Source organism: Variovorax jilinensis, from assembly GCF_030316885.1.
GTDB classification, from domain to species: domain Bacteria; phylum Pseudomonadota; class Gammaproteobacteria; order Burkholderiales; family Burkholderiaceae_C; genus Variovorax; species Variovorax jilinensis.
The window spans coordinates 171685-186928 of record NZ_JASZYQ010000004.1 but is presented as its reverse complement, the minus strand read 5'-3'; the positions used below and the strand labels follow the sequence as shown (position 1 = coordinate 186928).

Sequence of the window (15244 nt, the reverse complement as noted above, 5' to 3'; positions counted from 1 at the left end):
GGCCCCATGGAAACTGCCCTGCACCTGCTCGCCGAGCGTCTTTCGCAGACGCTCCAGTTCATCACGATGCTTCTGCTGGCCTTTGGCACCGCGGCGGCCTTGTGGAACCTGCTGCGCGGCCTGTTGGCGGGCCGGACGGCCGCCTCGGTCACGCTCGAGGTCTGGCAGGGGCTCTCGCGCTGGCTGCTGCTGGGCCTCGAGTTCATGCTCGCGGCCGACCTGATCGATACCGCGGTATCGCCCAATTGGGACGACATCGGCAAGCTCGGCGCGATCGCCGCCATCCGCACGCTGCTCGGCTATTTCCTGGGCCGCGACATCGAGCTGGCGCGCCGCATCACGCAGGAGTCCGAGCAGCCGCCCTCGCCCAGCAAGGACGCATGACCCGGGTCGTCGCCGCGCTGGCCCTGCTGGCGGCCTGCGCGCTCGGGCCTGGCGGTGTCCGTGCGCAGCCGCTCGGCATCGTGGGGCCGCGCGTGCAGGAGCACGCCAACGCGGTGCTGGCGCTCATGTCGTTCTCCGCCGTGCCGGACCTCACCTCGAGCAGCCTCTCGATCGACGACCCGGGCCGCGCCAATCCCGGCATCGTGATGTCGCAACTCGGCGGCGGCTTCACGGTGAGCAAGCGCGTGCCGCTCTATCTCGAGGGAGCGATCGCCTACAGCCGCTACGACCCGGTGTTCGTCGCCAGCGACGGGCGCGAGTCGCGCCAGCTGCCGGTGCGCTGGAATTCGGTGAGCGGCACCGCGGGCGTCGGCTGGGACTTCCCGATCACGCCCGAACTCGCGTTCCGGCCGATCTTCAATTTCTCGCTCGGCAAGGTGGCGAGCGACCTGCAGATCGCGCGGGCCTATTTCGCCCACGTCACCGACCGCCAGATCGACTTTCTCGATGGCGGCTCGCTCAACGCCTACGGGCTCGGCGGCGGCGTCATGCTCGACTGGGAGCACTACCGCGACGACTACGAGGTCGATCTCGAACTGCGCTATTCCGACATCGAGCTGCGGTCCTTCGGCGGCAGCAGCGCGGCGGTCGAGGGCCGCGCGTCGGCCCGCACCGCCAACGTCTGGGCCCGCTGGCGCGCGCCGACCGGGCTGCAGGCCTTCGAGCGCCCGCTGCGCTACGTGCTGGAGTTCTCGCACTCGCACTATCTGGGCAGCCAGGCCGACGTGCTGGGCTTCGACCGGCTCACGACCCTGGGCACCGGCCTGGAGGTCGACACCAGCGGGCGCGACATCTTCATCACGCGCGTGCGCGCCGTGCTGCGCTACGTCTTCGGCAACAACGTGTCGGGCGTGTCGCTCGGGCTGGCCGTGAGCTTCTGACGGCGCCTCAGTGCCCGGCCGCGGCGGCGCGCGTGGCCTCGAGGTGCGCGCGGGCCCGCTCGGCCAGCGCCATCTCGCCGGGCGTGCCGGGCGTGTAGCTGTCGACCGGCAGCGTGCGGCCGTGCGAGTCGACCGAGACGAACACCACCAGGCATTCGGTGGTCTTGTGCATCTCGCCGCCTTTCATGTCGCCGCTGCGCACCTCGACCGAGATGTTCATGCTGCTGTTGCCGGTGTAGGCCAGGCGCGCCTCGACCTCGACCAGGTCGCCGATCATGATCGGCCGGTGGAAGCGGATGCTGCCGATGAAGACCGTCACGCAGTAGCGCTTGGACCAGCTCGTGGCGCAGGCGTAGCCGGCCTCGTCGATCCATTTCATGACGGTGCCGCCGTGGACCTTGCCGCCGAAGTTGACGGTGCTGGGCTCGGCGAGGAATCGCAGGGTGATCGACGACATGAAGTGCCTGGGCGAAGAGTGGATGCGTGGGGCGCCCGTGCCGATTATGCGAGCCCGGTGCCGGTTCCGGGCCCGAACAGCTGCGCCATCGTGCGTCGCAGCCAGGCATTGCCGGCGTCGGCATGGAAGCGCTCGTGCCAGTGCTGCTTGACCGCGTAGGCCGGCAGGTCGAAGGGCGGCGCCAGCAGGCGCACCGGCTCCTGGGTGGCGAGCACCTCGCCGAGGATGCGCGGCACGATCACGATCAGCTCGGTACGGGCCACGATCCGCGCCGCGCTCAGGAAGCTCGACAGCCGCACTACCACGCGGCGCTCGATGCCGAGCCGGGCCAGCGTCTTGTCGACGATCGCGTGGCCGGTGCCGGAAGACGAGATCACGGCATGGGCCTCGGCCTCGAAGCGGCGCCGCGTGAGCCGGGCGCCGATGCGCGGATGCGCCTGGGCCGCGAGGCAGACGAAGTCCTGCTTGAACAAAGTCTGCTGGTAGAAGCCGGCATCGAGCTGCGGCATGAAGCCGACCGCGATGTCGACCTCGCCGTCCTCGAGCCGGCGGCCGCTCGCGGTCGAGATGATCTCGGTCTCGAGCTGCACGCCGGGCGCATGCCGCCGCAGGTGATCGATCAGGCCCGGCAGCAGCACCACCTCGCTGATGTCGGTCATGCAGACGCGGAAGTTCCGGCGCGCCTCGGCCGGATCGAAGCCGCCGCGGTTGCCGCGCGCCAGGTCGAGCTGGGCCAGCACCTCGCGCACGTGGCCCACCAGCCGCTCGGCCTGGGGCGTCGGCTGCATGCCCTGCGCGGTGCGCGTGAAGAGCCGGTCGTCGAAGTGCAGCCGCAGCTTGTTGAGCATGGTGCTGGCCGCGGCCTGGCCCAGGCCGAGCCGTTCGGCCGCCTTCGAGACGCTGGCGGTCTTGTAGACCTCGTCGAACACCGCGAGCCATTCGAGATCGAGCCTGGACATGGCCGCATTATCCAAAAACGCAATACCAGGTATTGAGCACCGGTCTTGAACAAATAGTGGTGCGGGCCAACAATCCGCTCCACGGCGCCCGACGCCAGGAGACAACGCCCATGACAACCGCCCAGCAGGCCGCCGGCAGCGCCGAGGCCGAACGCCGCGCCTACTACGACCGCATCCGCCCCCTGAACCTCACGCCGCTGTGGGAGTCGCTGCATGCGCTGGTGCCGCGGGAGCCGCAGACACCCTGCGTGGCGGCGCTGTGGCGCTACGACGAGATCCGGCCCCTGCTCATGGAGTCGGCCGACCTGATCACGGCCGAAGAGGCGGTGCGCCGCGTCCTGGTGCTCGAGAACCCCGCGATCCCCGGCCGCTCCTCGATCACGCAGTCGCTCTATGCGGGCCTGCAGCTCATCATGCCGGGCGAGGTCGCGCCGTCGCACCGGCACGTGCAGTCGGCGCTGCGCTTCATCGTCGATGGCAAGGGCGCCTACACCACGGTTGGCGGCGAGCGCACCACGATGTACCCGGGGGACTTCATCATCACGCCCTCGTGGGCCTGGCACGACCACGGCAACGAGGGAATCGCGGGCGCGAGCGAGCCGGTGGTGTGGCTCGACGGCCTCGACATCCCGATGCTGCGCTTCTTCGACGCCGGCTTCGCCGAGAACGACGACGCCCGCATGCAGCAGGTGGCGCGGCCCGAGGGCCACAGCCTGGCGCGCTTCGGCCACAACATGGTGCCGGTGCGCCACGACCACGTGTCGCCGACATCGCCGATCTTCAACTACCCCTATGCGCGCAGCCGCGATGCACTCGCGCAACTGCAGCGGCAGGAATCGCCCGACGCCTGGCTCGGCCACAAGCTGCGCTACGTCAACCCGCTGACCGGCGGCTCCCCGATGCCGACCATCGCGACGAACCTGCAGCTGCTGCCCGCGGGCTTCGCGGGCCGCACGCATCGCGCCACCGACGGCGCGGTCTACAGCGTGGTCGAGGGCCACGGCACGGCCGAGATCGGCGGCGAGCGCTTCGCCTTCGGTCCGCGCGACACCTTCGTCGTGCCCTCGTGGGCGCCGCTGCGGCTCGAGGCGACCGCCGAGACCGTGCTGTTCAGCTTTTCCGATCGCCCGGTGCAGCAGGCCATGGGCGTGCTGCGCGAAGCCTTTCTCGACTGAAGCGCGCACCGCTTCAGTCCGCAACCTCTCGTTGGGCCGCGAACCGCGGCAGGAGCCCACATGTCTTTCGTCTTTCCTCCCCCCGCCGCCGTCGGCCTCGCCATCGAGGGCTCGGACGACCTGTTTCCGGTGCGCCGCGTCTACTGCGTCGGCCGCAACTACGCAGCCCATGCGCGCGAGATGGGCTTCGATCCCGACCGCGAGCCGCCGTTCTTCTTCTGCAAGCCCGGCGACGACGCCTCCGTGGTGCCGGTGCCGGCCGGTCGCACGGCGGCGATTCCCTATCCAGCGCTGACCGCCAGCTACCACTACGAGGCCGAGCTGGTGGTGGCGATCGGCGAGGGCGGGCGCGACATCGCGGTCGAGGACGCGGTGCGCCACATCCACGGCTACGCGGTCGGCCTCGACATGACGCGGCGCGACCTGCAGATGAAGATGCGCGAGCAGGGCCGGCCCTGGGAGATCGGCAAGGCCTTCGACTTCTCGGCGCCGGTCGGCCCCCTGCGTCTGCGCGGGGCGAGCGGCGAGATGAAGGCGGGCGCCATCACGCTGGAGGTCGACGGCGAGCTGCGGCAGAAGAGCGACATCCGCCAGCTGATCTGGTCGGTCGGCGAGGTGATCGCGAACCTGTCGACGCTGTTCGCGCTGCAGCCCGGCGACCTGGTGTTCACGGGCACGCCCGAGGGCGTGGGCGCGGTGCAGCGAGGCCAGACCCTGACGGTGCGCATCGACGGCCTGGCGCCGATCGCGGTGCGGGTCGAGTGAGCGCAGGAGGCGTCGGCATGGAACACCAGCTCGATGGCGCGCGGCCCCGCGTGCTGCTCGTCGGCGGCGGCATCGGCGGCATGGCCGCGGCGCTCGCGCTCGCGCGGCTCGGCATCGGCATCGACCTGCTCGAGCAGAGCGCGACCCTCGGCGAGATCGGCGCCGGACTGCAGCTCGGCCCGAACGCCTTCGCGGCGCTCTATGCGCTGGGCGTCGGCGACGCTGTGCGGCGCTGCGCGGTCTTCACCGACCGGCTCGTGATGATGGACGCGGTCGATTGCCGGGAGATCGCCTCGGTGCCGGTCGGCGACGCCTTTCGCGCGCGCTTCGGCAATCCCTATGCGGTGAGCCATCGCGCCGACCTGCACGGCGCGATCCACGAGGCCGTGAAGCAGCATCCGCTGATCCGCTTCCACACGTCGGCGCAGGTCGAGTCGCTCGACATCGGCGCGCGCGGCGTCACGGCGGCCACGCGCGACGGCCGGCGCTTCGCGGCCGATGCGATCGTCGGCTGCGACGGCGTCAGGTCGGTGGTGCGGGCGAAGCTCATCGGGGACGCGCCGCGCGTCTCGGGCCACGTGGTCTACCGCGCCGTGGTGCCGGCCGCCGAGATGCCGCCGGAGCTGCGCTGGAATGCACCCGTGGTCTGGGCCGGTCCCGACTGCCACCTGGTGCACTACCCGCTGCGCCATGGGGAGCAATACAACCTGGTCGTCACCTTCCACAGCCGCGAGCGCGAGGAGTGGGGTGTGAGCGACGGCAGCAAGGAAGAGGTGCTCTCGTACTTCGAGGGTGTTCATGCGCGGCCGCGGCAGCTGCTCGACCGGCCCGATTCGTGGCGCCGCTGGAGCACCGTCGACCGCGATCCGGTCGCGAACTGGAGCGAAGGCCCGGCCACGCTGCTCGGCGACGCCGCCCATCCGATGATGCAGTACCTCGCGCAGGGCGCCTGCATGGCGCTCGAGGACGCGGTGACGCTCGGCGCCGCGGTCGAGGCCTGCGACTTCGACCTGCCGGCGGCCTTTCGCCTCTATGCCTCGGCCCGCGTGGCGCGCACCGCCCGAGTGGTGCTGTCGGTGCGCGAGATGGGGCGGCTCTATCACGCGAAGGGCGTCGAGCGCCTGGTGCGCAACAGCCTGTGGCCGGACCGCACGCCCGAGCGCTTCCATGATGCCGTCGAATGGCTCTACGGCTGGCAACCGGCGCGCTGCCTGGATGCCGCGGCCGACGCGGCGCGCTGACCCCTGCTTCCCCTGAAGATCAATTCCCCGGAGACAGCACTCTCATGACATCGCTCCTCTCGCTGCTCGCCACCGGCACCGCCGCGGCCCTGCTGTCCACTGCTGCCGCGGCCCAGGCGCCGGCCGCCGATTTCCCGAGCCGACCGGTGACCATCGTCACGCCGTTCGCGGCCGGCAGCGGGCCGGACGCGGTGCTGCGGCTGGTCTCGGACAAGCTGGGCCGGCTCTGGAACCAGCGCGTGCTGGTCGACAACAAGCCGGGCGGCGGCGGCTTCATCGCGATCGAGCAGGCACGACGCGCAGCACCGGACGGCTACACGCTGCTGCAGCTCGACAGCGAGCACATCGCGGCGCTGCCGCACCTGTACAAGTCGCGCAACTTCGTGCCGCTCGAGCATTTCGATCCGGTGGCGTCGCTGTTCCGCACGCCGTTCCTGGTGGCGGTGCCGACCGACTCGGCCTGGAAGAACATGGCCGACCTGGTCGCGGCCGCCAAGGCCCGGCCGGGCCAGGTCAGCTACGGTTCCTGGGGCGTCGGCAGCCCCGGGCACCTGGGCGGCCAGCAGCTCGAGGCGCTCACGGGCACCCACATGCAGCACGTGCCGTACCGCGAGGTCTCGCAGCTGTTCGCCAACGTCGGCTCGGGCGAAGTGGCCTGGAGCTTCGCGAGCCTGCCTTCGAGCCAGGGCATCTACAAGGCCGGCAAGCTGCGCTACATCGCGATCGCGGCGCCCAGGCGCATCCCGCAGATGCCCGACGTGCCGACCATGGCCGAGGCGGGCGGACCGGCCGGCCTCGAGGTCAATTCCTTCGTCTCGCTGCTGACGCCGAAGGGCGTGCCGGCCGCGATCCGCACGAAGATCAACGCCGACGTCGCCAAGGTCATCGCCGACCCCGAGATCCGCGCCCGCTTCGACACCTTCGCGTTCGAGCCGCTGGCCTGGTCGCCGGAGGAGATCGGCCGCAACGCCGAGGCCAAGTCGAAGACCTACGGCGAGCTGGTGCGCCGCGGCAACATCAGCCTCGAATGAAGGCCGGATACGTCTGGTGACACGTGAGGGCTATCCTTGAGCCCCGTTTTCTTCCCCGCCCCCACCCCATGCATCCCACCAAGAGAGACATCCTGATCGCCGCCGCGTGCGCCCTCGCCGCCGGCACGCTTCCCGTCACCGCGATGGCGCAGCAGCCCGCCGCATGGCCGACCAAGCCGATCCGGCTGGTGGTCGGCTTCCCGGGCGGATCGACCCCGGACATCGCGGCACGCACCATCGCCGAGCCGCTGTCCAAGGCCCTCGGCCAGCCCGTCGTGGTCGACAACAAGCCCGGCGCCTCGGGCAACATCGCGGCCGACATGGTGGCCAAGGCCAACGACGACCACACGCTGGGCATCGTGATCAACGGCAACCTGACCTCGTCGAAGATGCTGTATCCCAAGCTGCCCTACGACCCGGCCAAGGACTTCACCTACCTCTCGCTGATCGCGACCGCGCCGCTGGTGCTGGTGGCGCAGAACAACCTGCCCAGCGGTGCCGCCTTCTTCGATGCCGGCCGCAAGGGCGGCGACGCGTGGAGCTACGGCTCGGTCGGCGTCGGCTCGGTCGGCCACCTGGGCATGGAGCAGCTCAAGACCAGGGTGCCCGGCCTCAAGGCCGTGCACGTGCCCTACCAGGGCAACCCGCAGGTCGTCACGGGCCTGCTCGGCGACCAGGTCCAGATGGCGCTGATCCCGCCCGGCGTGGCGCTGCCGCAGGTGAAGGCCGGCAAGCTCAAGGCGATCGGCCTCACGAGCGGCCGCAGCACGCTGGCGCCCGAAGTGCCCTCGCTCTCGGAAGCCGGCGTGCGCGACTTCAACCTCGAGGTCTGGACCGCGCTGCTCGGCCCGTCCAACCTCTCGAAGACCGCGCAGGAGCGCATCAACCGCGAGCTCGCGGTCATCATGAAATCGCCCGAGGTGCGCCAGAAGCTGTTCGAGCAGGGCTGGCAGGCGGTCGGCACCTCGCCCGACGGCATGCGCGAGCGGGTCAAGGAAGAGGCCGCCATCATGGGCAAGATCATCTCGACCAACGGCATCAAGCTGCAATAGCCCGCCCCCCAGGTTGCCCCGCACTTCGTGTCGGAGCGCCCACCCCCTGCCGGGGGCAACACCAGCGGCCCGGCAGAGCCGGTTCCGCGGTGTTCCCCGAAGGAAATACCCTCTCCTTGGAGAATGACTTGAACTCGACTGTCCACGAACCTGCGCGCGAACTCCCGGTCTTCGGCGACTGGGACGTGGTCGTGGTCGGCGGCGGCCCCGCGGGCATCGCGGCCGCGGTGAGCGCGTCGCGCCACGGCGCGCGCACGCTGCTGGTCGAGCGCTACGGCTTCCTGGGCGGCATGGGGACGGCCGGCGGCGTGACGAACTTTGCCGGCCTCTACGGCCGCCGCGACGGCGAGATGACGCAGCTGGTACACGGCGTGGCCGACGAGCTGCTCGCGCGCATCGACGCGCTGGGCGGCCTCAACAAGCCGCAGGACGGCATGCAGGGCCGCATCCGCGTGCGCTCCTACGACACCTCCGTCTACAAGTGCGCGGCCGACCAGTTGCTGCTGGACGCCGGTGTCGAGCTGCTGTTCCATGCGTTCGCCGCCGCGGTCGTGATGGACGGCGCGCGCATCGCCGCGCTCGTGGTCGAGACCAAGTCCGGGCGGCAGGCGATCCGCGCCAACGCCTTCGTCGATGCCAGCGGCGACGCCGACGTCGCGGCCTTCGCGGGCGTGCCTTTCGCGGTCGGCGACGGCCATGGCAGCGGCCTCTTTCCCTCCACCATGTTCCGCGTCGGCCATGTCGAGGCCGCGCGCGCGCTCGCGGCAGTCGGCGAGTTCAAGGCCATCAACGTCCTCATGCAGCAGGCGCGCGAGCGCGATCCGGATGCCTATCGCTTCCCGCGCGAAGGCGCGATCCTGCGGCCGCAGATCGACCCGCGTGAATGGCGCGCCAACGTGACGCAGATCCGCAATGCCGCAGGCGATGCGATGAACGGCGTCGACGCGCGCGAACTCAGCGCGGGCGAGATCGAGGGCCGGCGCCAGATCGGCGAGTTCTTCCGCTTCCTGAAGGCCGAGGTGCCGGGCTTCGAGCAATCGGCCATCGTGGAGATCGCGCCGCAGGTGGGCATCCGCGAGACCCGCCGCATCGAGGGCCTCTACGCCCTCACGGGCGAGGACATCCTGGCGTCGGCATGTTTCGACGACAGCATCGGCATCAACGCCTGGCCGATGGAGATGCATGCGGCGGGGCGCATCGAGTGGGCCTTCCCGCGCGACCCGCGCCGCACCTTCAACCAGCTGCCCTGGCGCATGCTGGTGCCGCGCGGCGTCGACAACCTGCTGGTGGCCGGCCGTTGCGCTTCGATGACGCACGAAGGCCAGTCGGCCGCGCGCGCGAGCGGCGGCTGCTTCGTCATGGGCCAGGCGGCGGGAACGGCCGCGGCCGGGCTGGCAGACGGCGGGGGCTTCGCCGCGGTCGACGTGTCAGCACTGCAGCGCCGGCTCGCGGCCGACGGCGCCGACCTGGACCGCTGAAGCGCCGGGCGCCGCTGCGCCGCGCCGCCCGCGGGCATTGACAGGCGCGGGACAGCGCCCGCGGCGGCTCTTTGTTATCGTCACAGGCTTCTCGTTTTCCCTGATGCCCCCGATGACCGACCCCGCCACCGCCTCCCGCCTCGTCGACGAACTGGTCGAGCTGATGCGCCTCGAACCGCTCGGCGACGACCGTTTCCGCGCCCAGAGCGAGGACATCGGCACGCCGGCCGTGTTCGGCGGCCAGGTGCTGGGGCAGGCGCTCATGGCGGCCAGCCTGACGGTCGGCGCCGACCGCCCCGCGCATTCGATGCATGCCTACTTCCTGCTGCCCGGCGAGCATGCGCCGATCGACTATTCGGTCGACCGCGTGCGCGACGGCCGCAGCTTCACCACGCGCCACGTGGTCGCGCGCCAGGGCGAGCGCATCATCTTCGAGCTCTCGGCCTCGTTCCAGACCGTCGACGAGGGCATCGAGCACCAGTTTCCGATGCCCGAAGTGGCCGGGCCCGAGGGCCTCGCGAACGAGCGCGAGCAGCGCATTGCGCTCGGCGACCGGCTGCCCGAGCGCTGGCGGGTCAAGGCCACCGCGCCGCACGGCATCGAATACCGGCGCGTCGCGCCCGGCGACCTGCTCGCGCCGGTGCCCGGCGTGGCCGAGGACGCGATCTGGATGCGCGCGATCGCGCCGCTGCCCGACGACCCCAACGTGCATCGCGCGCTGCTGGCCTATGCCTCCGACCACGGCCTGCTCGGCGTCGCGATGCGGCCGCACGGCCTGAGCTTCATGAGCGGGCAGGTGCGCCCCGCGAGCCTCGACCACGCGATGTGGTTCCACCGCGATTTCCGCTTCGACGACTGGCTGCTCTACAGCGTGGACTCGCCGAGCGCGAGCGGCGCGCGCGGCCTGTGCCGCGGCAGCATCTACACGCGCGACGGACGCCTGGTGGCCTCGGCCGCCCAGGAGGGCATGCTGCGCGTGCGGCCCGAGAACATGCCGCGGCGATGAGCGCCGCCCGGCCGCCCGAAGGCGATCGCACCACAGTGCGCAGCACGGAGGATTCGCAATGAGCGTCCTGTTCTCGCCCTTCGCGCTCGGGTCCCTGACCCTGCGCAACCGCATCCTCATCGCGCCGATGTGCCAGTACGCGTGCGTCGATGGTGATGCCGGCGACTGGCACCTGATGCACCTGGGCCAGCTCGCGCTGTCGGGCGCCGGCCTCCTGATCCTCGAGGCCACCGCGGTCGAGGAAGCCGGCCGCATCACGCTCGGCGACCTCTGTCTCTGCAGCGACGCGAACGAAGCCGCACTCGGGCGCGTGCTCCAGGCGCTGCGACGCCACTCGCCCATGCCGATCGGCATCCAGCTCGGGCATGCAGGCCGCAAGGGCGCGAGCCACGTGCCCTGGCAAGGCGGCCAATGCCTGGCGCCGGCCGAGGGCGCATGGCAGACCGTGGCCCCCTCGGCGCTGCCACATGCGCCCGGCGAGCCGCCGCCCGTGGCGCTCGATGCCGAAGGCCTCGCGAGAGTCAAGGCCGCCTTCGTGCGTGCCGCGCAGCGCGCCGATGCGCTAGGCCTGGACCTGATCGAGCTGCATGCGGCGCATGGCTACCTGCTGCACCAGTTCCTGTCGCCGATCGCGAACCGCCGCGAGGACGCCTATGGCGGCACGCTCGCGAACCGAATGCGCTTTCCGCTCGAGGTCTTCGAGGCGGTGCGCGCCGCCGTGCCGCAGCGCATCCCGGTGGGCGTGCGCATCTCGGCCACCGACTGGGTCGACGACGGCTGGGACGTGGCCCAGAGCATTGCCTTCGCCCAGGCGCTCGAAGCGCTGGGATGCAGCTTCGTCCACGTGTCGTCGGGCGGCGTCTCGCCGCAGCAGCGGATTCCTGTCGGCCCCGGCTACCAGGTTCCGCTGGCCGAGCAGCTGAAGGCGGCGGTGGCGATGCCGACCATCGCGGTCGGGCTCGTGACCGAGCCCTCGCAGGCCGAGGCCATCGTCGCGCAGGCCCAGGCCGATCTGGTCGCGCTGGCGCGCGCGATGCTGTTCGAACCGCACTGGCCGTGGCGTGCCGCGGCCGAGCTCGGCGCCCAGGTCGAGGTGCCGCCGCCGTACTGGCGCTCCGAGCCGCGCGAATTCAAGGGCCTGTTCGGCGACGCCCGCATCGGGCAACGCTAGGCCTCTGCCGCTGCGCGTTACTTGAACGGGTTCGCGGTCGCGAACCACAGGCCGATCCCGGTGGCGATGATGAAGGCGCCGTCGGTGACGCCCGCGATCAGGAAGAACAGCGTCTGCAGCGTGTCCTTGAGCTCGGGCTGGCGCGCCGTGCCCTCCAGCAGGCGGGCACCGACGATGCCGATGCCGATGCACGAGCCCACCGCGGCGATGCCGATCAGCAGTGCCACTGCGAGGGGGAGGATGTCGAAGCCGTTCATGGTTGCGCTTTCGTTGGCCTTTCGATTCGGCCTGGTGGCTGCCGGCACCACTCTGGTCCCGGCTCGCCTCCAATGTCGCGCGCGCGCCGTGGCGCGTCGATGACCTCGCAGGTCATGCGCGCAGCGCCCTTCGCTGGCGCCGTGCCTAGGCTGGCAGCAGGCGCCTGAGGTAGCGCCCCGTGTGGCTGGCCTCGTTGGCCGCGATGTCCTCGGGCGTGCCGACGCCCACCACCGTGCCGCCGCCGGCGCCCCCTTCGGGGCCCATGTCGATCAGCCAGTCGGCGGTCTTGATGACGTCGAGGTTGTGCTCGATCACGACGATCGTGTTGCCGGCGTCGCGCAGCTGGTGCAGCACCTTGAGCAGCAGCTCGATGTCGGCGAAGTGCAGGCCGGTGGTCGGCTCGTCGAGGATGTAGAGCGTGCGGCCGGTGTCGCGCTTGCTCAGCTCGAGCGCGAGCTTCACGCGCTGGGCCTCGCCGCCCGACAGCGTGGTCGCCGACTGGCCGAGCTTGATGTAGCTGAGGCCGACGTCGAGCAGGGTGCGCAGCTTGCGCTCGATGGTCGGCACGGCCTTGAGGAAGTCGTGCGCGGTCTCGACCGTCATGTCGAGGATCTGGGCGATGTTGCGGCCCTTGTAGAGCACCTCGAGTGTCTCGCGGTTGTAGCGCTGGCCGTGGCAGACCTCGCAGGGCACGTAGACGTCGGGCAGGAAGTGCATCTCGACCTTGACCACGCCGTCGCCCTGGCAGGCCTCGCAGCGCCCGCCGGCCACATTGAAGCTGAAGCGGCCCGGGCCGTAGCCACGCTCGCGGGCGGTGTTGGTCTCGGCCATCAGCTCGCGGATCGGCGTGAACAGGCCGGTGTAGGTGGCCGGGTTGCTGCGCGGCGTGCGCCCGATCGGCGACTGGTCGACGTTGATCACCTTGTCGAAGTACTCGATGCCCTCGATCGCCTCGTGCGCGGCCGGCTCCTCGTGGGCGCGGTAGAGCGTGCGTGCCACCGCGCTGTAGAGCGTGTCGTTGACCAGCGTCGACTTGCCCGAGCCCGACACGCCGGTCACGCAGGTCAGCAGGCCCACGGGAAAGGCCACGCTCACGTTCTGCAGGTTGTTGCCCGTGGCACCGATGACGCGGATCTCCTGCAGGTCGGACTGCGAAGCCAGGTGCGCGGCCTCGCGTGCGGCGCGCCGCTCGGCCGCGGGGCTGGGCGGAAAGCGCGGCGGCTTCCTGCCATGGAAGGAGGAGGCGGTCGCCACCACCGGCAGCCAGGGCGTGCGGCGGGCAGGGACCTCGATCTTCTTCACGCCCGACAGGTACTGGCCGGTCAGCGAATCCGGGTTGGCCGCGACCTCCGCATAGCTGCCCTGCGCCATCACGCGGCCGCCATGAACGCCGGCGCCCGGGCCCATGTCGATCACGTGGTCGGCGGCGTGGATCATGTCCTCGTCGTGCTCGACCACGATCACGCTGTTGCCGATGTCGCGCAGGTGGCGCAGCGTGGAGATCAGGCGGTCGTTGTCGCGCTGGTGCAGGCCGATGCTGGGCTCGTCGAGCACGTACATCACGCCGGTCAGGCCCGAGCCGATCTGCGACGCCAGCCGGATGCGCTGCGCCTCGCCGCCCGACAGCGTCTCGGCGCTGCGGTCCAGGCTCAGGTAGTTGAGTCCGACGTCGTTGAGGAACTTGAGCCTGAGGCCGATCTCGCGCACCACCTTGTCGGCGATCTCGGCCTTGGCGCCGCGCAGCTGCAACTGCTGGAAATAGCCCAGGCTGTCGCGCAGCGTGGCATGGCTGATCTCGTAGATCGCCATGCGCTTCGGCTCCGGGCCCGAGTCGTCGACCAGGAACACGTTGCGCGCCTCGGGGCGCAGGCGCGTGCCTTCGCAGTCGGGGCAGGGCTGCATGTTGCGGAAGCGGGAGAGGTCCTCGCGCACCATGGTCGAGTCGGTCTCGCGGTAGCGCCGCGCCATGTTCGGGATGATCCCTTCGAACGGGTGCTTGCGGACCAGCTTCTTGCCGGCCTGCTGGCCGCTGTCCATGATGTAGCTGAACTTGATCTCTTCCAGCGCCGAGCCGTGCAGCACGGTCTGCTGCACCGAGGCCGGCAGCTCCTCGAAGGGCTTCTCGACATCGAACTTGTAGTGCCTGGCCACGCTCTCCAACATGCTGAAGTAGTAGCCATTGCGCCGGTCCCAGCCCTTGATCGCGCCGCTCGCGAGGCTCAGCGACGGAAAGGCCACCACCCGTGCCGGATCGAAGAACTCGCGGTGCCCCAGTCCGTCGCAGCTCGGGCAGGCGCCCACCGGCGAATTGAACGAGAACAGCCGCGGCTCGAGCTCGGCCAGCGAGTAGTGGCAGATCGGGCAGGCGAAGCGGGCGTTGAACAGGTGCTCGCGCGCGGGCTTGGGCGCCGGCGCCGATTCGGGCTCGGAGGCCGGCGCGTCCATCTCGAGCGCGATCGCCCGGCCGTCGGCCAGCCGCAGCGCGGCCTCGAAGCTCTCCGCCAGCCGCTGCTGCATGTCGGGGCGCGCACGCAGGCGGTCGATCACCACGTCGATGTCGTGCTTCTCGGTCTTCTTGAGCTTGGGCAGGTCGTTGTATTCGTAGGTCTGGCCGTCGACCCGGAAGCGGATGTAGCCCTGGGCCTGCATCTCTGCGAACAGCTCGACGAACTCACCCTTCTTCTCGCGCGCCACCGGCGCGAGGATCATGAGCCGCGGCTCGTCGGGCAGCGCGATCACCGCATCGACCATCTGGCTCACGGTCTGGGCCTGCAGCGGCAGGTGGTGCTCGGGGCAGAACGGCGTGCCGGCGCGCGCATAGAGCAGGCGCAGGTAGTCGTGGATCTCGGTCACGGTGCCGACGGTCGAGCGCGGGTTGTGGCTGGTGGCCTTCTGCTCGATGCTGATCGCGGGCGACAGGCCCTCGATCATGTCGACATCCGGCTTGTCCATGAGCTGCAGGAACTGCCGCGCATAGGCCGACAGGCTCTCGACGTAGCGGCGCTGACCCTCGGCATACAGCGTGTCGAAGGCCAGGCTCGACTTGCCCGAACCCGACAGGCCGGTGATCACCACCAGCTTGTTGCGCGGGATGTCGAGGTCGATGTTCTTGAGGTTGTGGGTGCGCGCGCCGCGGATGCTGATGCGCTGCTGCGCGAGCACTGCGCCGAGATAGGCGTCTTCGGGTGGGAGATTCACGGGGCGGTCGGTCTGGGGCAACCGGACATGATAAGTCCCCGGCGGTTTCCGGGCAGGGTCCGGGAATCGCCGGCTTCCGGGCCGCGCGATTCGGCCGCGGCGCGGCACGATTCCGACCGGCCGGCGGC

General features: G+C 70.6%; 14 protein-coding genes. 10 read left to right on the top strand and 4 right to left on the bottom strand.

Annotated features, from left to right (window positions below; all coding sequences use genetic code 11):
* Positions 1-6 precede the first annotated feature (6 nt).
* A complete protein-coding gene (locus tag QTH87_RS16610) occupies positions 7-384 on the top strand; it encodes a DUF1622 domain-containing protein (protein WP_286610697.1) in 378 nt (125 codons plus the stop codon).
* Positions 381-1325, top strand: a complete 945-nt coding sequence (locus tag QTH87_RS16605) for a hypothetical protein (protein WP_286610696.1) — start codon at positions 381-383, stop codon at positions 1323-1325. The genes QTH87_RS16610 and QTH87_RS16605 overlap by 4 nt, the downstream gene beginning before the upstream one ends.
* A gap of 7 nt (positions 1326-1332) precedes the next feature.
* Here the strand turns inward: QTH87_RS16605 and QTH87_RS16600 are convergent, their stop codons facing one another.
* Both QTH87_RS16600 and QTH87_RS16595 read right to left on the bottom strand, forming a co-directional pair.
* The gene (locus tag QTH87_RS16600) at positions 1333-1782 is read right to left on the bottom strand and encodes an acyl-CoA thioesterase (RefSeq protein ID WP_286610694.1); all 450 of its coding nucleotides are present in this window, start codon (positions 1780-1782) and stop codon (positions 1333-1335) included.
* 44 nt (positions 1783-1826) lie between these two features.
* Entirely contained in the window at positions 1827-2741 is a 915-nt protein-coding gene (locus tag QTH87_RS16595) for a LysR family transcriptional regulator (RefSeq protein WP_286610692.1), read from the bottom strand.
* 110 nt (positions 2742-2851) lie between these two features.
* Between QTH87_RS16595 and gtdA the strand changes: the two genes are divergently transcribed.
* From gtdA to QTH87_RS16555, 8 genes are all read left to right on the top strand, one after another.
* Positions 2852-3916, top strand: coding sequence for a gentisate 1,2-dioxygenase (gene gtdA, locus QTH87_RS16590; protein WP_286610690.1), 1065 nt, complete (start codon positions 2852-2854; stop codon positions 3914-3916).
* Between the two features lie 60 nt (positions 3917-3976).
* Positions 3977-4681 (top strand): fumarylacetoacetate hydrolase family protein, encoded by a 705-nt coding sequence (locus QTH87_RS16585; RefSeq protein WP_286610689.1) that lies wholly within the window; start codon positions 3977-3979, stop codon positions 4679-4681.
* A 17-nt stretch (positions 4682-4698) separates the two neighbouring features.
* The gene (locus tag QTH87_RS16580) at positions 4699-5922 is read left to right on the top strand and encodes a 3-hydroxybenzoate 6-monooxygenase (RefSeq protein ID WP_286610687.1); all 1224 of its coding nucleotides are present in this window, start codon (positions 4699-4701) and stop codon (positions 5920-5922) included.
* 44 nt (positions 5923-5966) lie between these two features.
* Positions 5967-6953 carry a Bug family tripartite tricarboxylate transporter substrate binding protein gene (locus tag QTH87_RS16575; RefSeq protein ID WP_286610686.1) on the top strand — a complete coding sequence of 329 codons (987 nt, stop codon included), beginning with the start codon at positions 5967-5969 and terminating at the stop codon, positions 6951-6953.
* Positions 6954-7021: 68 nt separating this feature from the next.
* Positions 7022-8005: a Bug family tripartite tricarboxylate transporter substrate binding protein gene (locus tag QTH87_RS16570; RefSeq protein WP_286610684.1), complete on the top strand. Its 984-nt coding sequence runs from the start codon at positions 7022-7024 to the stop codon at positions 8003-8005.
* 128 nt (positions 8006-8133) lie between these two features.
* Complete coding sequence (locus QTH87_RS16565; protein ID WP_286610683.1) at positions 8134-9483, top strand: FAD-dependent oxidoreductase; 1350 nt, start codon at positions 8134-8136, stop codon at positions 9481-9483.
* A 112-nt stretch (positions 9484-9595) separates the two neighbouring features.
* Positions 9596-10489 carry an acyl-CoA thioesterase gene (locus QTH87_RS16560; RefSeq protein WP_286610681.1) on the top strand — a complete coding sequence of 298 codons (894 nt, stop codon included), beginning with the start codon at positions 9596-9598 and terminating at the stop codon, positions 10487-10489.
* Between the two features lie 58 nt (positions 10490-10547).
* Entirely contained in the window at positions 10548-11660 is a 1113-nt protein-coding gene (locus tag QTH87_RS16555; RefSeq protein ID WP_286610679.1) for an NADH:flavin oxidoreductase/NADH oxidase, read from the top strand.
* A gap of 17 nt (positions 11661-11677) precedes the next feature.
* Here the strand turns inward: QTH87_RS16555 and atpE are convergent, their stop codons facing one another.
* On the bottom strand, positions 11678-11917 hold the full coding sequence (gene atpE, locus QTH87_RS16550) for a F0F1 ATP synthase subunit C (RefSeq protein WP_286610677.1): 240 nt from the start codon (positions 11915-11917) through the stop codon (positions 11678-11680).
* Between the two features lie 145 nt (positions 11918-12062).
* Complete coding sequence (gene uvrA / locus QTH87_RS16545; RefSeq protein ID WP_286610675.1) at positions 12063-15116, bottom strand: excinuclease ABC subunit UvrA; 3054 nt, start codon at positions 15114-15116, stop codon at positions 12063-12065.
* Positions 15117-15244: the final 128 nt, after the last annotated feature.